The sequence below is a fragment of the Salmonella sp. SJTUF15591 genome, from assembly GCF_043356435.1.
GTDB classification, from domain to species: Bacteria; Pseudomonadota; Gammaproteobacteria; order Enterobacterales; family Enterobacteriaceae; genus Salmonella; species Salmonella enterica.
The window spans coordinates 23,937-45,281 of record NZ_JBEUJO010000012.1 but is presented as its reverse complement, the minus strand read 5'-3'; the positions used below and the strand labels follow the sequence as shown (position 1 = coordinate 45,281).

At 53.6% G+C, this 21,345-nt stretch carries 23 protein-coding genes and 1 pseudogene; 16 read left to right on the top strand and 8 right to left on the bottom strand.

The genetic code is table 11. The annotated features are described in order from the left end of the window. Nucleotides 1-52 precede the first annotated feature (52 nt). From ABVM99_RS21370 to ABVM99_RS21360, 3 genes and pseudogenes are all read right to left on the bottom strand, one after another. Nucleotides 53-442, bottom strand: coding sequence for a DUF3021 family protein (locus tag ABVM99_RS21370; protein ID WP_023194999.1), 390 nt, complete (start codon nucleotides 440-442; stop codon nucleotides 53-55). After that, nucleotides 430-732, bottom strand: a pseudogene (locus ABVM99_RS21365) (hypothetical protein); the annotation flags it as partial. The pseudogene ABVM99_RS21365 and the gene ABVM99_RS21370, both read right to left, overlap by 13 nt. Then, complete coding sequence (locus ABVM99_RS21360) at nucleotides 702-953, bottom strand: hypothetical protein (protein ID WP_024145461.1); 252 nt, start codon at nucleotides 951-953, stop codon at nucleotides 702-704. The pseudogene ABVM99_RS21365 and the gene ABVM99_RS21360, both read right to left, overlap by 31 nt. Before the next feature lie 185 nt (nucleotides 954-1,138). On the opposite strand from ABVM99_RS21360, the gene ABVM99_RS21355 reads away from it, so the two are divergent. From ABVM99_RS21355 to corA, 8 genes are all read left to right on the top strand, one after another. Continuing rightward, complete coding sequence (locus tag ABVM99_RS21355; protein WP_000799903.1) at nucleotides 1,139-1,342, top strand: lipoprotein; 204 nt, start codon at nucleotides 1,139-1,141, stop codon at nucleotides 1,340-1,342. Between the two features lie 36 nt (nucleotides 1,343-1,378). Further along, entirely contained in the window at nucleotides 1,379-2,203 is an 825-nt protein-coding gene (gene dapF, locus ABVM99_RS21350; protein ID WP_001160671.1) for a diaminopimelate epimerase, read from the top strand. Further along, nucleotides 2,200-2,907, top strand: a complete 708-nt coding sequence (locus tag ABVM99_RS21345) for a DUF484 domain-containing protein (protein ID WP_023194997.1) — start codon at nucleotides 2,200-2,202, stop codon at nucleotides 2,905-2,907. The genes dapF and ABVM99_RS21345 overlap by 4 nt, the downstream gene beginning before the upstream one ends. Then, nucleotides 2,904-3,806: a tyrosine recombinase XerC gene (xerC, locus tag ABVM99_RS21340; RefSeq protein ID WP_000132874.1), complete on the top strand. Its 903-nt coding sequence runs from the start codon at nucleotides 2,904-2,906 to the stop codon at nucleotides 3,804-3,806. The genes ABVM99_RS21345 and xerC overlap by 4 nt, the downstream gene beginning before the upstream one ends. Continuing rightward, complete coding sequence (gene yigB, locus ABVM99_RS21335; protein WP_023194996.1) at nucleotides 3,806-4,522, top strand: 5-amino-6-(5-phospho-D-ribitylamino)uracil phosphatase YigB; 717 nt, start codon at nucleotides 3,806-3,808, stop codon at nucleotides 4,520-4,522. Before xerC ends, yigB begins: the two co-directional genes overlap by 1 nt. A 134-nt stretch (nucleotides 4,523-4,656) precedes the next feature. Then, the gene (uvrD, locus tag ABVM99_RS21330) at nucleotides 4,657-6,819 is read left to right on the top strand and encodes a DNA helicase II (protein ID WP_000383436.1); all 2,163 of its coding nucleotides are present in this window, start codon (nucleotides 4,657-4,659) and stop codon (nucleotides 6,817-6,819) included. Between the two features lie 259 nt (nucleotides 6,820-7,078). Further along, on the top strand, nucleotides 7,079-7,135 hold the full coding sequence (gene ysgD / locus ABVM99_RS21325; RefSeq protein ID WP_213083418.1) for a YsgD/CorL family protein: 57 nt from the start codon (nucleotides 7,079-7,081) through the stop codon (nucleotides 7,133-7,135). Between the two features lie 155 nt (nucleotides 7,136-7,290). Further along, on the top strand, nucleotides 7,291-8,241 hold the full coding sequence (corA, locus tag ABVM99_RS21320) for a magnesium/cobalt transporter CorA (RefSeq protein WP_000947139.1): 951 nt from the start codon (nucleotides 7,291-7,293) through the stop codon (nucleotides 8,239-8,241). Nucleotides 8,242-8,288: 47 nt separating this feature from the next. Here corA and ABVM99_RS21315 read toward each other — a convergent pair whose 3' ends face one another. Beyond that, nucleotides 8,289-8,669 carry a hypothetical protein gene (locus tag ABVM99_RS21315; protein ID WP_023139942.1) on the bottom strand — a complete coding sequence of 127 codons (381 nt, stop codon included), beginning with the start codon at nucleotides 8,667-8,669 and terminating at the stop codon, nucleotides 8,289-8,291. A gap of 174 nt (nucleotides 8,670-8,843) precedes the next feature. Here ABVM99_RS21315 and ABVM99_RS21310 point away from each other — a divergent pair, with 174 nt between their 5' ends. Beyond that, entirely contained in the window at nucleotides 8,844-9,140 is a 297-nt protein-coding gene (locus tag ABVM99_RS21310; protein WP_001156607.1) for a hypothetical protein, read from the top strand. A gap of 39 nt (nucleotides 9,141-9,179) precedes the next feature. On the opposite strand, the gene rarD is transcribed toward ABVM99_RS21310, so the two are convergent. Both rarD and yigI read right to left on the bottom strand, forming a co-directional pair. Beyond that, nucleotides 9,180-10,067 carry an EamA family transporter RarD gene (rarD, locus tag ABVM99_RS21305; protein WP_000339081.1) on the bottom strand — a complete coding sequence of 296 codons (888 nt, stop codon included), beginning with the start codon at nucleotides 10,065-10,067 and terminating at the stop codon, nucleotides 9,180-9,182. Between the two features lie 43 nt (nucleotides 10,068-10,110). After that, entirely contained in the window at nucleotides 10,111-10,578 is a 468-nt protein-coding gene (gene yigI / locus ABVM99_RS21300; RefSeq protein WP_001277136.1) for an acyl-CoA thioesterase YigI, read from the bottom strand. A 164-nt stretch (nucleotides 10,579-10,742) separates the two neighbouring features. Here yigI and pldA point away from each other — a divergent pair, with 164 nt between their 5' ends. The 3 genes from pldA (at nucleotide 10,743) to rhtC (ending at nucleotide 14,209) form a co-directional block, all read left to right on the top strand. Continuing rightward, the gene (gene pldA, locus ABVM99_RS21295; RefSeq protein ID WP_023194995.1) at nucleotides 10,743-11,612 is read left to right on the top strand and encodes a phospholipase A; all 870 of its coding nucleotides are present in this window, start codon (nucleotides 10,743-10,745) and stop codon (nucleotides 11,610-11,612) included. An 83-nt stretch (nucleotides 11,613-11,695) separates the two neighbouring features. Further along, nucleotides 11,696-13,525, top strand: a complete 1,830-nt coding sequence (gene recQ, locus ABVM99_RS21290) for an ATP-dependent DNA helicase RecQ (protein ID WP_023194994.1) — start codon at nucleotides 11,696-11,698, stop codon at nucleotides 13,523-13,525. A 63-nt stretch (nucleotides 13,526-13,588) separates the two neighbouring features. After that, entirely contained in the window at nucleotides 13,589-14,209 is a 621-nt protein-coding gene (gene rhtC, locus ABVM99_RS21285; protein WP_000928814.1) for a threonine export protein RhtC, read from the top strand. A gap of 39 nt (nucleotides 14,210-14,248) precedes the next feature. Here rhtC and rhtB read toward each other — a convergent pair whose 3' ends face one another. Continuing rightward, on the bottom strand, nucleotides 14,249-14,869 hold the full coding sequence (rhtB, locus tag ABVM99_RS21280) for a homoserine/homoserine lactone efflux protein (protein WP_023194993.1): 621 nt from the start codon (nucleotides 14,867-14,869) through the stop codon (nucleotides 14,249-14,251). A 110-nt stretch (nucleotides 14,870-14,979) separates the two neighbouring features. Between rhtB and pldB the strand changes: the two genes are divergently transcribed. The 3 genes from pldB to ABVM99_RS21265 all read left to right on the top strand — a co-directional run bounded on the left by pldB (nucleotide 14,980) and on the right by ABVM99_RS21265 (nucleotide 17,792). Next, nucleotides 14,980-15,996, top strand: a complete 1,017-nt coding sequence (gene pldB / locus ABVM99_RS21275) for a lysophospholipase L2 (RefSeq protein ID WP_000487682.1) — start codon at nucleotides 14,980-14,982, stop codon at nucleotides 15,994-15,996. A 15-nt stretch (nucleotides 15,997-16,011) separates the two neighbouring features. Further along, a complete protein-coding gene (gene yigL, locus ABVM99_RS21270; RefSeq protein ID WP_000285338.1) occupies nucleotides 16,012-16,812 on the top strand; it encodes a sugar/pyridoxal phosphate phosphatase YigL in 801 nt (266 codons plus the stop codon). An 80-nt stretch (nucleotides 16,813-16,892) separates the two neighbouring features. Beyond that, entirely contained in the window at nucleotides 16,893-17,792 is a 900-nt protein-coding gene (locus ABVM99_RS21265; RefSeq protein ID WP_001196257.1) for a carboxylate/amino acid/amine transporter, read from the top strand. Here ABVM99_RS21265 and metR read toward each other — a convergent pair. Then, on the bottom strand, nucleotides 17,680-18,633 hold the full coding sequence (gene metR, locus ABVM99_RS21260) for an HTH-type transcriptional regulator MetR (protein WP_000569786.1): 954 nt from the start codon (nucleotides 18,631-18,633) through the stop codon (nucleotides 17,680-17,682). The two genes, ABVM99_RS21265 and metR, sit on opposite strands and share 113 nt — an antisense overlap. Nucleotides 18,634-18,881: 248 nt before the next feature. Between metR and metE the strand changes: the two genes are divergently transcribed. Further along, a complete protein-coding gene (metE, locus tag ABVM99_RS21255; RefSeq protein ID WP_023194992.1) occupies nucleotides 18,882-21,146 on the top strand; it encodes a 5-methyltetrahydropteroyltriglutamate--homocysteine S-methyltransferase in 2,265 nt (754 codons plus the stop codon). Nucleotides 21,147-21,345 lie beyond the last annotated feature (199 nt).

Genomic DNA, 21,345 nt, shown 5'->3' with positions numbered 1-21,345 from the left:
GAGTGATATCGCCAGTATAAGGGGAAGCGTCAGCTTCTGGAACCGATACGAATTACCGTTGTGAGCGGTAAAGGATAAAACCCAGCGGTAGATAAATGACGATAAATAGCGCACTGGTGATAAGTATGACGGACGCGTTAACCGGGAAATGGTTCAGCGCCGACAGCATTGCCACCATCAGCGCGACGCAGCCGCCGCAGAGGAGAAAATGCAACAGGATTAAGGGGGCGCGCGGCTTTGCTTTGATATCCAAAAGAGCGCTAAGCAGACCGAGTACCGCGCTTATCGTCAGAACCCCGGCAGCTTCAACACCGTTTATCGTGCCGTGCATAACGCTTTCAACAATGACGTAAATGCATGAACCGATCCCCACGCCCCGAAGGGCGTTTTTCAGATGTTTAATCAAGTGCGCAAAACGGTTTAGCGGCGTCATTTTTGGCATTCCTCCGCCTGCGTTATGATGATGATATCTTTATTATTGGTGTACATGACGTTCCTATTCAGAGTATGCGTCTTATCCGGGCAGGGGGATGCTGTTCGGTAAAGCTGGCTGCCAATCCACGTATAAACATAGCGGTTGTCATACGCAAAACGCTCGGTGACTTTTAGCGGCCCATTGATGCTAAAGACATGAATACCCTGACCTTGCTGGCTATCACGCATAAAATAGCCATGCTCTTTTCCGGCGTTAATTTCCCGGTTCAGGAAGGGGGCTGTGCTATCCAGTTCCAGCCCTGAGTTGCCGGGTTAATCAATGAATTGGGTAACCGACGCAGGCGTTTGAAATTCACCTCCGGCAACGAAAGATTGTTCTCCTCTTCTGGCTGGAGATAAACCACGCCGCTGCCTTGCCGTTGATAAACATTGTGCGGAGGTTCACTCAGCCGACATCCCCTGGCGGGAGACAGCAGAAGTGAAAGCGAAAAAAGGCAAAACAAATTACGATATTGCATAAGGTCATCCGGGCGTGGTACGTAAACCTGAAGTGATTAGCAAAGCATGTTTCCTGATGTAAATGCGCAATAATCATGGCAACGCGCCGCTTTTCAGATTTTATAAAGAGCCCCTAAACGCTTGCTTTTACGCCTTCTCCTGCGATGATAGAAAATAGAAAGCATGAACTTACAGGCAATCCATAATGAAAAACGTGTTTAAGACACTCGCTGTACTTCTGACTCTGTTCAGCCTGACGGGCTGCGGTTTGAAAGGGCCGCTTTATTTCCCGCCAGCCGATAAAAATGCGCCGCCGCCGACGAAAAAAGTCGATTCGCAAACGCAGTCCACGATGCCCGATAAGAACGATCGCGCAACGGGAGATGGCCCGTCCCAGGTCAATTACTGAGGATAGTTTTCTGTCCCCGCGTGAACGGAGTGAATGATGCAATTCTCTAAAATGCATGGCCTTGGCAACGATTTTATGGTCGTCGACGCGGTAACGCAGAATGTCTTTTTTTCGCCGGAACTGATTCGTCGGCTATCCGACAGACACCTGGGCGTAGGGTTCGATCAGCTGCTGGTGGTTGAGCCGCCCTATGATCCTGAGTTGGACTTTCATTACCGCATCTTCAACGCCGACGGCAGTGAAGTCTCGCAGTGCGGCAATGGCGCGCGCTGTTTCGCGCGATTTGTTCGCCTGAAAGGGCTAACCAATAAACGCGACATTCGGGTCAGTACCGCGAATGGCCGGATGGTACTGAGCGTCACGGAAGATGAACTGGTGCGGGTGAATATGGGGGAGCCAAACTTTGAACCCGCGCAGGTGCCTTTTCGCGCCAACAAAGCGGAAAAGACGTATATTATGCGAGCGGCGGAACAGACCATACTGTGCGGCGTGGTTTCAATGGGCAATCCGCACTGTGTCATTCAGGTTGATAACGTCGACACGGCGGCCGTTGAAACACTGGGGCCGGTTCTGGAAAGCCATGAGCGTTTTCCGGAACGCGCCAACATTGGTTTTATGCAGGTTGTAAGACGTGAGCATATCCGGCTGCGAGTCTATGAACGCGGCGCAGGGGAGACCCGCGCGTGCGGTAGCGGCGCGTGCGCTGCCGTTGCCGTGGGGATTCAGCAGGGACTGCTGGCTGAAGAAGTACGCGTGGAATTACCGGGCGGTCGGCTGGATATCGCCTGGAAAGGTCCGGGTCATCCGTTATACATGACTGGTCCGGCGGCACATATCTACGACGGATTTATCCATTTATGAAGCAACCAGAGGAAGAACTACAGGAAACGCTCACGAAACTGGACGATCGAGCGGTCGTCGATTACCTGCGCCACCACCCTGAGTTTTTTATCCGTAACGCCCATGCCGTGGAAGCGATGCGTGTTCCACATCCCGTGCGGGGAACGGTTTCGCTCGTTGAGTGGCATATGGCCCGCGCGCGTAATCACATCAATGTGCTTGAAGAAAATATGACGCTGCTGATGGAACAGGCTCATGCCAATGAAAGCCTGTTTTATCGCTTGCTGCATCTGCAAAGCCGTCTGGTCGCCGCGGATAGTCTGGATGAGATGCTGGTGCGGTTTCACCGCTGGGCGCGCGATTTGGGGCTTGCCGGCGCGACGCTGCGTTTGTTCCCGGATCGGTGGCGTCTTGGCGCGCCATCGCGCTATACGCATCTGGCTTTAAACCGTCAGGCCTTCGAGCCGCTGCGTATTCAACGACTGGGACAGTCGCAGCATTATCTTGGCCCGCTAAACGGCCCGGAACTGCTGGTGGTCTTGCCGGAGGCGAAGGCTGTAGGCTCGGTAGCCATGTCGATGATGGGCAGCGATGGCGACCTCGGGGTGATTCTCTTCAGCAGCCGTGACCCGCACCACTATCAGCCGGGACAGGGGACGCAGCTTTTACAGGAGATCGCGCTGATGCTGCCGGAACTGCTGGAACGCTGGATTAAACGCGTATGACGGATGTCGCGCTTTCTCAGGACGTCTCGCGGTTCCTGCGCTATTTAGGCGTGGAGCGCCAGCTTAGCCCTATTACCCTGCTGAACTACCAGCGTCAGCTTGATGCCATTATCGCTTTAGCCGGAGAAACCGGGCTGAAAAGCTGGCAACAATGTGACGCTGCGATTGTGCGCAGTTTTGCGGTGCGCAGTCGGCGCAAAGGGCTTGGCCCTGCCAGTCTGGCGCTACGTCTCTCGGCATTGCGAAGCTTTTTTGACTGGTTAGTCAGTCAGGGCGAATTGAAAGCTAACCCGGCGAAGGGCGTCTCCGCACCGAAAGCGCCGCGTCATCTGCCGAAAAATATTGATGTCGACGACGTTAACCGCCTGCTGGACATCGATCTTAACGATCCGCTCGCCGTACGTGATCGGGCGATGCTGGAGGTCATGTACGGCGCGGGACTGCGTTTATCCGAACTGGTTGGCCTGGATATAAAGCACCTCGATCTCGATACCGGAGAAGTGTGGGTAATGGGTAAAGGCAGCAAAGAGCGACGCCTGCCGATTGGCCGTAACGCGGTGACGTGGATTGAGCACTGGCTGGATCTGCGCGGCCTGTTCGCCAGCGACGAAGAGGCGTTATTCCTGTCGAAGCTCGGCAAGCGTATCTCCGCGCGCAATGTCCAAAAACGGTTCGCCGAATGGGGCATAAAGCAGGGGCTAAACAGCCACGTGCATCCACATAAGCTGCGCCATTCGTTCGCGACCCATATGCTGGAATCGAGCGGCGATCTGCGCGGCGTGCAAGAGCTGCTGGGTCATGCCAACCTTTCCACCACCCAAATTTATACTCATCTTGATTTTCAACATCTTGCTTCAGTGTACGACGCGGCGCATCCGCGCGCTAAACGGGGGAAATAATGCGTTTTTACCGGCCTTTGGGGCGTATTGCCGCGCTCACCTTTGACCTGGATGATACCCTTTATGATAACCGTCCGGTGATTTTGCGTACTGAGCAGGAAGCGCTCGCTTTTATGCAAAATTATCACCCGTCGCTACGTTCGTTTCAAAACGTCGATTTACAGCGGATACGGCAGGCGGTGCGTGAAGCGGAGCCGGAAATCTATCATGACGTTACCCGTTGGCGCCATCGCGCGATAGAGCAGGCCATGCGGGATGCGGGATTATCGGCGCAGGAGGCCATTGCCGGCGCGAATGCGGCGATGATGCATTTTGCCAAATGGCGCAGCCAGATTGAGGTTCCGCAGGCTACCCATGAGACGTTACAGCAGCTTGCGAAAAAATGGCCGCTGGTGGCGATCACTAACGGCAACGCCCAGCCGGAACTGTTTGGCCTCGGCGATTACTTTAAGTTTGTACTGCGCGCCGGCCCAGATGGGCGTTCCAAGCCGTTTAGCGACATGTATTTCCTGGCGGCGGAAAAGCTGCATGTGCCGATCTGCGAGATCCTGCATGTCGGCGACGATCTGACTACCGATGTGGCTGGCGCTATTCGCTGTGGGATGCAGGCCTGCTGGATTAAACCTGAAAATGCCGACCTGATGCGGACGCAGGACAGCCGTTTACTGCCGCATATCGAAATTTCGCGGTTGGCATCTCTCACCTCGCTGATATAATCACCAGTAGTTCTGTATAAATTCCCAGTTATTCTGGTGGATGGCGCTATGCTTATCCGCCCTACGATAAGTAGCCCCGGTAAGCGAAGCGCCCCGGGCGTTTTTAGTTTTCATGTTTTTACGCGGCGGTGCCAATGGACGTTTCTTACCTGCTCGACAGCCTTAATGATAAACAGCGCGAAGCGGTGGCCGCGCCACGTAGCAACATGCTGGTGTTGGCGGGCGCGGGAAGCGGGAAAACCCGCGTGCTGGTGCACCGTATCGCCTGGTTACTGAGCGTAGAAAACAACTCGCCATACTCCATCATGGCGGTGACCTTTACCAACAAAGCGGCGGCGGAAATGCGCCATCGTATTGGCCAGTTGATGGGGACCAGCCAGGGCGGAATGTGGGTAGGGACGTTCCACGGTCTGGCGCACCGCCTGCTGCGCGCGCATCATATGGACGCTAATTTGCCGCAGGATTTCCAGATTCTCGACAGCGAAGATCAGATGCGTTTGCTTAAACGCCTGATTAAGGCGATGAATCTTGATGAGAAGCAGTGGCCGCCGCGTCAGGCGATGTGGTACATCAATAGCCAGAAAGACGAAGGGCTACGCCCGCACCATATCCAAAGCTATGGCAACCCGGTGGAGCAGACCTGGCAGAAGGTGTATCAGGCCTATCAGGAAGCGTGCGATCGCGCTGGTCTGGTGGATTTTGCCGAGCTACTGCTGCGCGCTCATGAACTATGGCTGAACAAGCCGCACATCCTGCAACACTATCGCGAGCGGTTTACTAACATCCTGGTGGACGAATTCCAGGATACCAACAACATTCAGTACGCCTGGGTTCGTCTGCTGGCGGGCGATACCGGTAAGGTGATGATTGTCGGCGACGATGACCAGTCGATCTACGGCTGGCGCGGGGCCCAGGTAGAGAACATCCAGCGCTTCCTCAATGATTTCCCCGGTGCGCAGACCATTCGTCTGGAGCAGAATTACCGCTCGACCAGCAACATCCTTAGCGCGGCGAACGCTCTGATTGAGAATAACAATGGGCGTTTGGGTAAAAAGCTGTGGACTGACGGCGTTGATGGCGAACCGATATCGCTGTACTGCGCTTTCAACGAGCTGGATGAAGCGCGCTTTGTGGTTAACCGTATAAAAACCTGGCAGGACAACGGCGGCGCGCTTGCGCAATGCGCCATCCTTTATCGCAGCAACGCCCAGTCGCGCGTGCTGGAAGAAGCGTTATTACAGGCCAGTATGCCGTACCGGATTTACGGTGGTATGCGCTTCTTCGAACGCCAGGAGATCAAAGATGCGCTCTCTTATCTGCGTTTGATTGCCAATCGCAACGATGATGCCGCCTTTGAACGCGTGGTGAATACCCCAACGCGCGGCATCGGCGACCGCACGCTGGACGTGGTGCGCCAGACCTCGCGCGATCGCCAGCTAACATTGTGGCAGGCGTGCCGTGAATTGTTACAGGAAAAAGCCCTGGCCGGGCGTGCGGCCAGCGCGCTGCAACGCTTTATGGAACTGATCGACGCCCTGGCGCAGGAAACTGCCGACATGCCGCTGCATGTGCAGACTGACCGGGTGATCAAAGATTCCGGCCTGCGCACCATGTATGAGCAAGAAAAAGGCGAGAAAGGCCAGACGCGCATCGAAAACTTAGAGGAACTGGTGACGGCGACGCGGCAGTTCAGCTACAACGACGAAGATGAAGATTTGATGCCGTTGCAGGCCTTCCTCTCTCACGCGGCGCTGGAAGCGGGCGAGGGGCAGGCGGATACCTGGCAGGATGCGGTACAGCTGATGACGCTGCACTCGGCCAAAGGCTTGGAGTTTCCGCAGGTGTTTATCGTCGGCATGGAAGAGGGCATGTTCCCCAGCCAGATGTCGCTGGATGAGGGCGGGCGTTTGGAAGAGGAGCGTCGTCTGGCCTACGTCGGCGTTACCCGTGCCATGCAGAAACTGACGCTAACCTATGCGGAAACGCGTCGTCTGTACGGTAAAGAGGTCTACCATCGCCCGTCGCGTTTTATCGGCGAACTGCCGGAGGAGTGCGTGGAAGAGGTCCGTCTGCGCGCCACCGTCAGCCGTCCGGTGAGCCATCAACGAATGGGAACGCCGCTGGCGGAAAACGACACAGGCTACAAACTCGGCCAACGCGTGCGCCATGCGAAGTTCGGCGAGGGAACTATTGTCAACCTGGAGGGCAGCGGCGAGCATAGCCGGTTGCAGGTGGCTTTTCAGGGGCAAGGGATCAAATGGCTGGTTGCCGCGTATGCGAAGCTGGAAACGGTTTGACCGGCTCTCATATTGCCGGATGGCACCTCTTATCCGGCCTACGCGCTGGCTAACATTTTGATTTGTAGGCCGGATAAGGCGAAGCCGCCATCCGGCGATATAGTGATGTTAATATTCTGAAATCATAGATAAATACTCTCACTCTGCTAACCTTTCTGCATAAGGGGAAATTATTGCTTTTTCGCGTTTCGTTGCGTGTTGACGGCAAATTTTTGCTGGCGTAACATGCGCCCACGATTACGCTAAGAGGACATTCGCCTTGGACACACCCAGTAGATACTGGCTCATTATCCTGTTATCCAGGATCAACTCCTAAGGCTATCCCTTTTTGCTGATAGCCTTAGCGGTTGTCAGCGACCTTTCATTTTTTCCCGTCGCGTTGAGTCAGGCTGTTTAATGGTCTGAAACCCAATTTGTTTCTGTGTGCCCATCTGAACTGTCCGATATTTTTACGCATTGGGAGTCCCGGTCATGCTGAGCGCATTTCAACTGGAAAAAAACCGACTGACCCGGCTGGAAGTCGAGGAGTCACAAAGCCTGATTGATGCCGTATGGGTTGATTTGGTCGAACCGGACGACGACGAGCGATTGCGCGTACAATCTGAGCTGGGCCAGAGTCTGGCGACGCGTCCTGAACTGGAAGATATCGAAGCATCCGCGCGCTTCTTTGAAGACGAAGACGGATTGCATATCCACTCCTTCTTCTTCTTCGAAGATGCGGAAGATCATGCCGGTAACTCTACGGTGGCATTCACTATTCGCGATGGCCGTCTGTTTACGCTGCGTGAACGCGAACTGCCCGCCTTCCGTCTGTATCGTATGCGCGCCCGCAGCCAGGCGATGGTCGACGGTAATGCATACGAATTACTGCTCGATCTGTTCGAAACCAAAATTGAACAGTTAGCGGATGAAATCGAAAACATCTACAGCGATCTGGAAAAACTGAGCCGCGTCATTATGGAAGGGCATCAGGGCGATGAATACGACGAAGCGCTCTCCACGCTGGCGGAACTGGAAGATATCGGCTGGAAGGTACGCCTGTGTCTGATGGATACCCAGCGCGCGCTGAACTTCTTGGTGCGCAAGGCGCGCTTACCGGGCGGGCAGCTGGAGCAGGCGCGTGAGATCCTGCGCGATATCGAATCTCTGCTGCCGCACAATGAATCGCTGTTCCAGAAGGTGAACTTTCTGATGCAGGCGGCGATGGGTTTTATCAACATCGAGCAGAACCGCATTATCAAAATCTTCTCGGTGGTTTCCGTGGTGTTCCTGCCGCCGACGCTGGTCGCTTCCAGCTATGGGATGAACTTCGAGTTTATGCCGGAACTGAAGTGGAGCTTTGGTTATCCAGGCGCGATTATCTTTATGATTCTGGCGGGGCTTGCGCCGTATTTGTACTTTAAGCGCAAGAACTGGCTGTAAAATCAACGGACTGGCGATTAAATCGCCAGTCCGTTGGAAGTTCTTCATCATGAGGAAAGTTCTTGTTTTGAAGAAGCGATGAAAGATAGCAGTAGTGTTGTGAGTATTACCCAGGCAATATTGAGTTGTATACCAATATTATCGCAATCAGCCCCATTGAGTGCGACACTGACTGTACAGAAGACATTTACACCTATAGACAATGCGATGAAATAAAGTGCCCTGCAACCTGAATCTCTGATTCTCTTCGCGCCAATATTAATATGGATATAGGTATTGACAATAATAAATATTAAATCAAGATATTGGTTTTTAGGCATTATAGTAAATAATATTATCCATGATGATAATGTATAAATAACAAACTTTGCTCGCTTCAATGTATCCTTGGGGGAAGGGTGAAAAATATCTTTAATAATCCTAATCATATTATTTTTTCCATATTGATAACCAACTTCAGGTCTCACATGTAAATATATCACACTGAATTTTCTAATGACAGTAATGGTAAATAATGGCATGATAATTACGTTGCACAGCAATAGATAATAATTAAATATATTATCTGGTAATTAACAATTTCAATGAATGGATTTCATAAAATGCAAGAGAAAAATTTCTGGCAAGTTTATTTTGGTAAAGACCCTTTTTCTAAAGCCGAATTCATTAAAGCCTGGATTGGATGGTGGGTGATTGCTATTGTCCTGCTCGTTGTACTGTCGATTTGTACTTCATTAAATTTGAGGGGGATTGGAATAGCGTTGGGATTCGGCTTTTGCCAGATCCATGCCCGTTATTTAACGTTTGTTGGTTGGAATAAGTTTATTGGTGTGTTGGGCGTGTTTCCAGTAACAAATATTATATTATTTATTGTATTGCTATTTACTAAAAAGAAATAACATAAAATGGCAGCCAGATAATAGCTGCCATTTTATTATTTAATGCTTACGCCGTTGCGTATAAATCGCATCCATCACGAAAATCGCCAGCGCGACCCAGATAAACGCAAATGTCACCATCTTATCCGCGCCCGGCACTTCGCCATAAAACGTCACCGCCAGTAAAAACATCAGCGTTGGGCCGATATACTGGAAAAAGCCCAGTGTAGAAAGACGCAGACGCGTAGCCGCTCCGGTGAAGCACAGCAGCGGAATCGTAGTGACCACACCCGCCGCCATTAACAGCAAGTTCAACGATAGTGCGTTTTGCCCCATATGGCTGGTAGGGCTATCGGCGATGCCAAACAGATAAATCGCGGCGACCGGCAACAGCCATAGCGTTTCGACCAGCATACCCGTCTGCGCTTCAACGGCGATCTTCTTACGCACCAGGCCGTAAAACGCAAAACTAAACGCCAGCCCCAGCGCGATAATCGGCAGCGAGCCAAAGGTCCAGAGTTGCACCAGCACGCCGCACACCGCCAGAATCACCGCCAGCCACTGCATTCGACGGAAGCGTTCGCCAAGAAAAATCATCCCCAGCAAGATGTTAACCAGCGGATTAATGAAATAACCCAGGCTGGCCTCCAGCATATGGTGATTATTTACCGCCCAAATGAACAATAGCCAGTTACCGCCGACCAGTACGGCGGACAGGGCCAGCAGGAAAATCTTCTTTGGCGTTTTCAGTAAGCGCTTAACCTGTCGCCACTGCCGGCTGACGCTAAGCAGCGCCACCATAAAGAAAAATGACCAAATCACGCGGTGCGTCAGGATCTCATCTGCGGGAACGTAATAGATCAGCTTGAAATACGCGGGGGCGATCCCCCAAATAAAATAGGCGGCAAGAGCGAGTAATACGCCCTGCCGTGTTTGTTTTGCGTCCATCTGGAAAACTCGTATCTGAAGTGTAACAACAGTTTACCTGCTTTTATCCCACCATATAAGTAGCGGTGGCGCTGGCGATGTACAGCTGATCTTCATTGTGTAATTCCACGCGGGCGACGGCCACTTTATTCCCTGCGCGCAGCAGGCTACTGGTGGCCGTAAAGCGGTTGCCTCTGCCCGGACGCAGGTAATCGACGCGCAGGTCAATCGTTCCCATCCGCGACAGGCGCTGGCGTAGTTCATCTTCGCTGATGGTTTCGTGGCGAGTTAGCGTGCTGCCGACGCATACCAGTCCGGCGGCGACATCCAGCGCAGAGGCGATCACGCCGCCGTGTAAAATGCTTTGCGCCCAGTTGCCGACCATCATCGGCTGGTTGTTGAAGGCCAGTTGGGCGAACGCTTTTTCATAGCGTTCCAGCTCCAGCCCTAACGCCCGATTAAACGGCATGTGGTAGACAAACATTTCACCCACTAATTTCAGAGCTTGTTCAGCGGTAAGTACAGCGGACATAGATTCCTGACACCTCATTGGTTAATGAAATGTTGATATTATGCTTCTTAATTGTTGTTTTCTACTTTAAGAAGGGATAACTAACGGCTATGTGTGTAAATATGTAAAAATGGTTGGCAGAGAATGATTCAAGCTGAAAATACTTCGTCAGGAGAACGTCAAGAATGCGGGCGATTTTGAGAGGGTTGTTGCCAGCCACGCTACTGCCATTAGCGGCATATGCACAAGAAGCTACGATAAAAGAGGTTCATGATGCGCCTGCAGTACGGGGAAGTATCATCGCTAACATGCTACAGGAGCATGATAACCCTTTTACGCTTTACCCTTATGACACGAACTACTTGATCTACACGAACACCAGCGATCTGAACAAAGAGGCCATAAGTACCTACAACTGGTCTGAAAACGCACGTAAAGATGAAGTGAAATTTCAGTTGAGCCTGGCGTTTCCGCTGTGGCGCGGAATACTGGGGCCGAACTCGGTACTGGGCGCTTCCTATACGCAGAAATCCTGGTGGCAGCTTTCCAACAGTAAAGAGTCTTCGCCGTTTCGCGAAACCAACTACGAACCGCAGCTTTTTCTTGGTTTTGCTACCGATTATCGCTTTGCCGGCTGGACGCTGCGCGACGTAGAGATGGGCTACAACCATGACTCTAACGGACGTTCGGACCCCACCTCGCGTAGCTGGAACCGTCTGTATACCCGTCTGATGGCCGAAAACGGTAACTGGCTGGTAGAGGTCAAACCGTGGTACGTGATTGGCAGTACCGACGATAATCCGGACATCACCAAATATATGGGTTATTACCAGCTTAAAATCGGTTATCACCTGGGCGAGGCGGTATTAAGTGCCAAAAGCCAGTACAACTGGAATACAGGCTACGGCGGCGCGGAAGTTGGATTAAGCTATCCGGTCACCAAACATGTCCGGCTTTATACCCAGGTGTACAGCGGCTATGGCGAATCGCTGATCGACTATAATTTTAATCAGACACGTGTCGGCGTCGGCGTGATGCTTAACGATATCTTCTGATTGGATTGTGTTTTAAACATTGCAGTTTCTCTCGCAGGCGCTGAAAATAGCGCCTGTTTTGATTTATGGTGAACGGGGTTAATGTGGCGCAGGCGGAAGTGTTGAATCTGGAATCAGGGGCCAAACAGGTTTTGCAGGAAACCTTTGGCTACCAACAGTTTCGCCCGGGCCAGGAAGCGATTATTGATACTGCGCTCTCCGGTCGCGACTGTCTGGTCGTCATGCCCACCGGCGGCGGCAAATCTCTGTGCTATCAAATCCCGGCGTTGTTGCTGGACGGATTGACCGTCGTCGTTTCGCCCCTGATCTCGTTGATGAAAGACCAGGTCGATCAGCTACTGGCGAACGGGGTGGCGGCGGCCTGTCTGAACTCCACTCAAAGCCGCGAGCAGCAGCTTGAGGTGATGGCGGGGTGCCGTACCGGACAGATTCGTCTGCTGTATATTGCGCCGGAACGCCTGATGCTGGACAACTTTCTTGATCATCTGGCGCACTGGAATCCGGTATTGCTGGCGGTGGATGAAGCGCACTGTATCTCGCAATGGGGGCATGATTTCCGTCCGGAATATGCGGCGCTCGGTCAGCTTCGCCAGCGTTTTCCCGCTTTGCCGTTTATGGCATTGACCGCCACCGCCGACGACACCACGCGCCAGGATATTATTCGTCTGCTTGGGCTTAACGATCCGTTAATCCAGATCAGTAGCTTTGACCGACCGAATATCCGCTACATGCTGATGGAGAAGTTTAAGCCGCTCGACCAGCTAATGCGCTATGTTCAGGAGCAACGCGGCAAATCGGGTATCATCTACTGCAACAGTCGGGCGAAAGTGGAAGATACCGCCGCGCGCTTGCAAAGTCGCGGCATTAGCGCGGCGGCCTATCATGCGGGGCTGGAAAACACTATTCGCGCCGATGTGCAGGAAAAATTTCAGCGCGACGATCTGCAAATCGTGGTGGCGACCGTCGCTTTTGGAATGGGCATAAACAAACCTAACGTACGTTTCGTCGTGCATTTCGATATCCCGCGCAATATTGAATCCTACTATCAGGAAACGGGCCGCGCCGGGCGCGACGGACTGCCTGCGGAAGCCATGCTATTTTACGATCCGGCTGATATGGCCTGGCTACGTCGTTGTCTGGAAGAGAAACCAGCCGGACAGCTTCAGGATATTGAACGGCATAAACTGAATGCGATGGGCGCTTTTGCCGAAGCGCAAACCTGCCGCCGCCTGGTATTGCTTAATTACTTTGGCGAAGGCCGACAAGAACCGTGCGGCAACTGCGATATCTGTCTCGATCCGCCCAAACAATATGATGGCTTAAACGATGCCCAGATTGCGCTTTCTACCATTGGTCGGGTTAACCAGCGTTTTGGCATGGGCTACGTTGTCGAGGTGATCCGCGGCGCGAATAACCAACGCATTCGCGATTTCGGTCATGACAAACTCAAGGTTTATGGCATGGGACGCGAAAAGAGCCATGAGCACTGGGTGAGCGTGATTCGCCAGCTCATTCATCTGGGGCTGGTAATGCAAAATATTGCGCAGCACTCCGCATTACAGTTGACGGATGCCGCGCGTCCGGTACTCCGTGGAGACGTTCCGCTAAAGCTTGCGGTGCCACGCATCGTCGCCCTCAAACCCCGCGTGATGCAGAAATCGTTCGGCGGTAATTACGATCGCAAATTGTTCGCTAAGTTGCGCAAGCTGCGTAAAGCTATCGCTGATGAAGAGAATATCCCGCCGTATGTGGTCTTTAACGACGCCACGCTGATAGAAATGGCGGAACAGATGCCGGTTTCCGCCAGCGAGATGTTAAGCGTTAACGGGGTTGGGATGCGCAAACTGGAGCGCTTCGGGAAAGAATTCATGGCGCTCATCCGCGCGCATGTCGATGGTGATGACGAAGAGTAGTCAGCCCGGCAAAAAAGTGCCAGGATGGTGACTCACTGAACTATTTCCCCGCGAGCCATTTTTATGTTGATGCTATTTTTCACCGTGGCAATGGTGCACATCGTTGCGCTAATGAGCCCCGGCCCCGACTTTTTCTTCGTGTCTCAAACTGCTGTCAGCCGTTCGCGTAAAGAAGCGATGATGGGCGTACTGGGCATTACCTGCGGCGTGATGGTATGGGCGGGCGTGGCGCTGCTTGGCCTGCATCTCATCATCGAAAAAATGGCCTGGCTGCATACGATCATTATGGTAGGCGGCGGCCTGTACCTGTGCTGGATGGGCTATCAGATGCTGCGCGGCGCGCTGAAAAAACAGGATGCGGCGGCGTCTTCTCCGCACATTGAACTGGCGCAGAGCGGGCGCAGTTTTCTCAAAGGGCTGCTGACCAATCTGTCGAATCCGAAAGCGATTATCTATTTTGGTTCCGTTTTTTCACTGTTTGTCGGCGATAACGTCGGCGCTGCGGCGCGCTGGGGTATTTTCGCGTTAATCACCCTGGAAACGCTGGCCTGGTTTACCGTAGTCGCCAGCCTGTTCGCGCTGCCGAAAATGCGCCGCGGCTATCAGCGTCTGGCGAAATGGATTGATGGCTTTGCCGGCGCTCTGTTTGCGGGCTTTGGTATTCACCTGATTATTTCGCGCTAATTTACCTCCGGGCCGGATAAACATCATCCGGCACGACTATCACGCGTGTCTTGCCGACGCCAGGAGCGCGCCTACCAGCATAAACAACGAACCAAACGCTTTATTCAGCGCCTTCATCTGCTTTGGTCCTTTAATCCAGGTGGCAATGCGCTGCGCCAGCGTGGCGTAACCGGTCATCACAATCATATCCACCACAATCGTGGTGACGCCGAGAATGAGGTACTGCGCCAGTTGCGGTTGCTGCGGCATGATGAATTGCGGAAACAGGGCGGCAAGAAAGACAATGCTTTTGGGATTGGTTAGATTGACAAATATCGCCCGTTTGAACAGCCGACCCCGCGATTGCGTCTGGGCGAGAGTATGCAGATCGATAGCGCCTGCGGCGCGCCATTGCTGGATACCCAGCCAGATAAGATAAGCCGCGCCAGCCCATTTCAGAATTTCAAAAGCGAGGAGCGAGCGCGAAAAGAGCGTACCCAGTCCGACGCCCACCAGTACGATATGTATCCCCAGTCCGGTCTGGAGTCCGGCGATAGAAGCCGCTGCGCCACGATATCCATGGTTGATAGACGTCGTCATGGTATTGATGGCGCCTGAACCCGGAGAAAGACTCAGCAGAGTTGAGGTCAGTAGATAGGCGAACCACCATTCAAAGGTCATGCGAAACTCCCTGGTTGTCTGTTTTTGTGCCACAATACGCTACTGCCGCTGTGTTGTGTCAGGCACGACGCAAAAAACGATTTTACCTGGTAAACGAGGCCGAAAACCCGATGTTTCAGCAGCAAAATGACTGGGAAACAAGAGAAAATGCGTTTGCCGCTTTTGCTATGGGGCCGCTGACCGATTTCTGGCGTCAGCGGGAAGAGGCGGAGTTTATCGGCGTGGGTAACATTCCGGTGCGCTTTGTCCGTTTTCGAAATGATTCCAACGATCGGACGATCGTCATTTGTCCTGGCCGCATTGAGAGTTATGTAAAATACGCTGAACTGGCGTATGACCTTTTTCATCTCGGTTTTGATATCTTCATCATCGACCACCGTGGTCAAGGGCGCTCCGGGCGGATGTTATCGGACCCGCATCGGGGCCACGTTGATCATTTTAACGATTATGTTGAGGACTTGGCGGCGTTCTGGCAGCAGGAAATTGAGCTGGGGCCGTGGCGTAAGCGTTATATCCTGGCGCACTCAATGGGGGGCGCGATAGCCACCCTGTTCCTGCAACGCCATCGTGTGCGGTGCGACGCTATTGCGCTCACCGCGCCGATGTTTGGTATTGTGATACGCTTGCCTTCCTTTATGGTGCGCCATATTCTCGACTGGGCCGAAGGGCATCAGCGTATCCGTGAAGATTACGCTATTGGTACCGGTCAGTGGCGGGCGTTGCCGTTTGGGATGAATGCGCTGACCCACAGCCGTCAGCGTTATCAGCGCAACTTACGATTTTATGCCGACGAGCCGCAGCTGCGCGTTGGCGGCCCCACCTGGCATTGGGTACGCGAAGGCATTCTGGCGGGTGAGCAGGTTCTGGCTGGGGCGAGCGATGACACGACGCCTACGCTACTGATTCAGGCGGAAGAAGAGCGGGTAGTGGATAACCGCACCCACGATCGTTTTTGTGAAATTCGCGCCGCGGCGGGATACCCTTGTGAAGGGGGAAAACCGCTGGTTATCAAAGGCGCGTACCATGAGATCCTTTTTGAAAAGGACGCCATGCGCTCAGTCGCGCTTAACGCCATTGTTGAATTTTTCAACAAGCCTAATTTATCCAGCGGAAATCGCTTTGCTTAGAGGTTAAATTTTATTATGTATCAGGTTGTTGCGTCTGATTTAGATGGCACGCTGCTCTCCCCCGACCATACGTTGTCCCCTTATGCCAAAGAGACTCTGAAGCTGTTGACCGCACGCGGCATCCATTTTGTCTTTGCCACTGGTCGTCATCATGTCGATGTAGGGCAAATCCGCGATAATCTTGAAATCAAGTCTTACATGATCACCTCCAACGGCGCGCGAGTGCACGATACCGACGGGAATTTGGTTTTTACGCATAATCTGGACAGCGACATTGCCAGCGACCTGTTCGGGGTGGTGAATGCGAACCCGGACATCGTGACTAACGTTTATCGCGACGACGAATGGTTTATGAATCGTCATCGCCCCGATGAAATGCGTTTTTTCAAAGAGGCGGTATTTAACTACTCGTTGTTTGAGCCTGCGCTGCTGGAGCCGGAGGGCGTCAGCAAAGTGTTTTTCACCAGCGACACTCATGAAAAGTTGTTGCCGCTGGAGCAGGCGATTAACGCGCGCTGGGGCGATCGGGTAAACGTGAGCTTCTCTACGCTAACCTGTCTGGAAGTGATGGCGGGCGGAGTGTCGAAAGGTCATGCGCTGGAAGCGGTCGCTCAGGCGATGGGGTACAGCCTGAAAGAGTGTATCGCCTTTGGCGACGGAATGAACGACGCTGAAATGCTCACGATGGCGGGCAAAGGCTGCATCATGGGCAATGCGCACCAGCGTCTGAAAGACCTGTATCCCGAACTTGAGGTGATCGGCATCAACGCGGATAACGCCGTGCCGCATTACCTGCGCGATCTTTTCTTACGCTGATGTGATTGTTTGTTAGTTGACCAGTTGTCAACTTCACTCTCCGCTACAATGGGTGTTCCCTGTTTTAAGAGACATCCATTGTGGCGCTACTCATCATTACCACTATCCTGTGGGCTTTCTCCTTTAGTCTATTTGGCGAGTATCTTGCCGGGCATGTCGATAGCTATTTCGCGGTGTTGATACGCGTTGGGCTGGCGGCGCTCGTTTTTCTGCCGTTTTTGCGTACTCGCGGGCACAACCTAAAAACCATCAGCCTGTATATGCTGGTGGGGGCGATGCAGCTTGGCATCATGTATATGTTGAGCTTCCATGCTTACCTCTACCTGACCGTATCCGAACTGCTGCTGTTTACCGTTCTGACGCCGCTCTATATCACGCTGATTTACGATGTGATGAGTCAGCGTCGTTTGCGCTGGGGCTATGCATTTAGCGCGTTGCTGGCGGTGATTGGCGCCGGGATTATTCGCTACGATCGCGTGACCGACCATTTTTGGGTCGGTTTGCTCCTGGTGCAGCTTTCTAATATCAGTTTCGCTATCGGAATGGTGGGGTATAAACGTCTGATGGAGACCCGTCCCATGCCGCAGCACAACGCCTTTGCGTGGTTCTATCTGGGGGCGTTTTTGGTGGCGGCGGTGGCGTGGTCGCTGTTGGGGAACGCGCAAAAGCTGCCGGAAACCACGCTGCAATGGAGCATTCTGGTGTTTCTCGGCGTGGTGGCGTCCGGCATTGGCTACTTTATGTGGAACTATGGCGCTACCCAGGTAGACGCCGGGACGCTGGGTATCATGAATAATATGCATGTTCCCGCAGGACTGCTGGTTAATCTTGCCATCTGGCATCAGCAGCCCCACTGGCCAAGCTTTATTACAGGCGCGGCTGTGATCCTGGCTTCGCTGTGGGTGCATCGAAAATGGGTCGCTCCGCGCTCCGCACAAACGGCAGATGATCGCAGGCGTGATCCCGCGTCGAGCGAATAAACGCCTCGGTCACCGCCTGACGCTGGTCGCCGTCGCGCACGGCGGCATACAGGCGGCTCCACAGACCATCGCCCAGGGTTTTGGTCACCACCAGACCCTGGCGCTCAACGCTTTCCACCACCCAGTGCGGCAGGGCGGCAATACCCATTCTGGCCGCCACCATCTGAATCAGCAGTAGCGTATTATCCACGCTTTTCAGCAGCGGACTGATACCCGCCGGTTGCAGGAAATGTCGCCAGACATCCAGTCGGCTGCGCTGTACCGGGTAAATCAACAGCGTTTCGCTGGCTAAATCTTCCGGCGTAATCTGCGTTTTGCTGGCCAGCGGATGGTCGGGCGCCAGCACCAGTCGGACTTCAAAATCAAACATCGGCGAATAATGCAGCCCGCTGCGCGGCAAAATATCCGACGTCATCACCAAATCCAGCTCACCTTGTTGCAAGGCCGGTTGCGGATCAAAAGTGACGCCGGATGTGAAATCCATTTCTACCTGCGGCCAGCTTGCACGGAAGTTTTCCAGCGCCGGGGTCAGCCACTGAATACAGCTATGACATTCAATAGCGATGCGCAGACGAGTTTGCTGCGGTTCGTTGCACGCCTGCAGCGCACGGCTGATTTGCGGCAGCACCTGGTTTGCCAGTTGCAGCAGAACTTCCCCCTGCGGCGTAAAGCGCAGCGGCTGGCTTTTACGCACGAACAGGCGGAAGCCAAGACGTTGTTCCAGATCGCTGAACTGATGAGACAGAGCGGATTGGGTCTGGTGCAGCACCGCCGCCGCGGCAGCCAGCGATCCACTATTCCGCAATGCCTGGAGTGTTTTCAGATGTTTAATTTCGATCATGAAAGTCCTTCACTTCGCCATGAACAAATTGCGCTTGAGGAATATACAGTACCTTTACATTATGGATGTGTAAACATCCAGACGTCTAAAACTCGTCATATTTCGACTTGCAGATGCGTTGGCTTCCTTGCTTACCCCAGTCACTTACTTCAGTAAGCTCCTGGGGATGCGCTGTGTCGCCGCCTTCCTGCAAGCCGAACTATTTAGAGTTTTACTTTCAGATTCAATAAAATAAGAGAGGAAGTAAAATGACAATATTGACTCATACCCTCGGTTTTCCTCGCGTTGGCCTGCGTCGCGAGTTGAAAAAAGCGCAAGAGAGCTACTGGGCGGGGAACTCAACGCGTGAAGCGTTACTGGCGGTGGGGCGCGAACTGCGCGCGCGTCACTGGGAGCAGCAGAAACAAGCGGGTATTGACCTGTTACCGGTAGGCGACTTTGCCTGGTACGACCATGTTCTGACCACCAGCCTGCTGTTAGGCAATGTGCCGGCTCGTCATCAGAACAACGACGGTTCCGTGGACATCGACACTCTGTTCCGCATTGGTCGCGGTCGCGCGCCAACCGGCGAACCGGCGGCGGCAGCGGAAATGACCAAATGGTTTAATACTAACTATCACTACATAGTACCGGAGTTCAGCAAAGGCCAGCAGTTCAGACTCACCTGGACACAATTGCTGGAGGAAGTGGACGAAGCGCTGGCGCTGGGGCATAAGATCAAACCCGTACTGCTGGGGCCTGTCACGTATCTGTGGCTGGGTAAAGTGAAAGGCGAACCGTTTGACCGCCTGACGTTGCTGAAAGACATTTTGCCGGTGTATCAGCACGTACTGGCTGAACTGGCAAAACGTGGTATTGAGTGGGTCCAAATTGATGAGCCAGCGCTGGTGCTGGAACTGCCGCAGGCGTGGCTGGATGCCTTCAAACCGGCTTACGACGCGCTCGCCGGCCAGGTGAAGCTGTTGCTGACGACCTATTTTGAAGGCGTGACGCCAAACCTGGACACTATTATCGCGCTACCGGTACAGGGGCTACATGTTGACCTCATTCATGGCAAAGATGATGTAGCGGAACTGCATCAACGTCTGCCGGTCGACTGGCTGCTTTCCGCAGGCTTGATTAACGGGCGTAATGTCTGGCGCGCCGATTTGACCGAAAAATACGCGCAGATTAACGCCCTTGTGGGCAAACGCGCGCTGTGGGTAGCATCCTCCTGCTCTTTGCTGCACAGCCCGATCGATCTCAGCGTCGAAACGCGTCTGGATACGGAAGTTAAAAGCTGGTTTGCCTTTGCGCTGCAAAAATGCGGTGAACTGGCGTTGCTGCGCGATGCGCTGAACAGCGGCGAAACGGCGGCGCTTGAGGAATGGAGCGCACCGATTCAGGCTCGTCGTCACTCCCGTCGCGTACATAATGCCGCGGTAGAAAAACGCCTGGCGGCGATCACCGCGCAGGACAGCCAGCGTGAGAATCCGTATGAGGTGCGCGCTGAAGCGCAACGCGCCCGCTTTAAACTTCCCGCCTGGCCGACGACGACTATCGGTTCGTTTCCGCAAACCACGGAAATTCGCGGTCTGCGTCTGGACTTCAAAAAGGGCAACCTCGACGCGAATAACTACCGCACCGGCATCGCCGAACATATCAAACAGGCTATCATCGAGCAGGAGCGTTTAGGGCTGGATGTGCTGGTACACGGCGAAGCCGAGCGAAACGACATGGTGGAATACTTCGGCGAGCATCTGGACGGCTTCGTCTTTACCCAGAATGGTTGGGTGCAAAGCTATGGCTCCCGCTGTGTGAAACCGCCGGTAGTGATTGGCGATATCAGCCGTCCGGCACCGATTACCGTGGAGTGGGCGAAATATGCCCAGTCGCTGACCAACAAGCCGGTAAAAGGGATGTTGACCGGCCCGGTGACTATTCTTTGCTGGTCATTCCCCCGCGAAGACGTGACCCGCGAAACGATTGCGAAACAGATTGCGCTGGCGCTGCGTGATGAAGTCGCGGATCTGGAGGCGGCGGGGATTGGGATTATTCAGATCGACGAACCGGCGCTGCGCGAAGGTCTACCGCTGCGTCGCAGCGACTGGGACGCCTATCTGGAATGGGGTGTGGAAGCCTTCCGCATCAACGCGGCGGTGGCGAAGGATGAAACCCAGATCCACACCCACATGTGTTACTGCGAGTTCAACGACATTATGGATTCGATCGCCGCGCTGGATGCGGATGTGATCACCATTGAGACCTCCCGCTCGGATATGGAGTTGCTGGAGTCGTTCGAAGCATTCGACTACCCGAACGAAATCGGGCCGGGCGTGTACGATATTCACTCGCCGAACGTGCCGAGCGTCGAGTGGATTGAAGCCCTGCTGAAGAAGGCGGCACAGCGTATTCCGGCACAACGCCTGTGGGTGAATCCGGACTGCGGTCTGAAAACTCGCGGTTGGCCGGAAACCCGCGCGGCGTTAGCGAACATGGTCAAAGCGGCGCACAATCTGCGTCAGGCGAAATAACCCATCCTGGCCGCTGCGTTTATCCGGCAGCAATGCGGCGCTACCCTTTGACGGGTAGCGCCCGTGTCTGACCTGATTAACAGCGCCTCTTTCTTCTCATTTCCCTTTTTCTTATTTTCCGCGCTGTCTTTTTCAGGATCTGGCTATTTGGCGATCTTGATAATAAAAAGGTTCTCCGTATGAATGACAACCAGGCGGA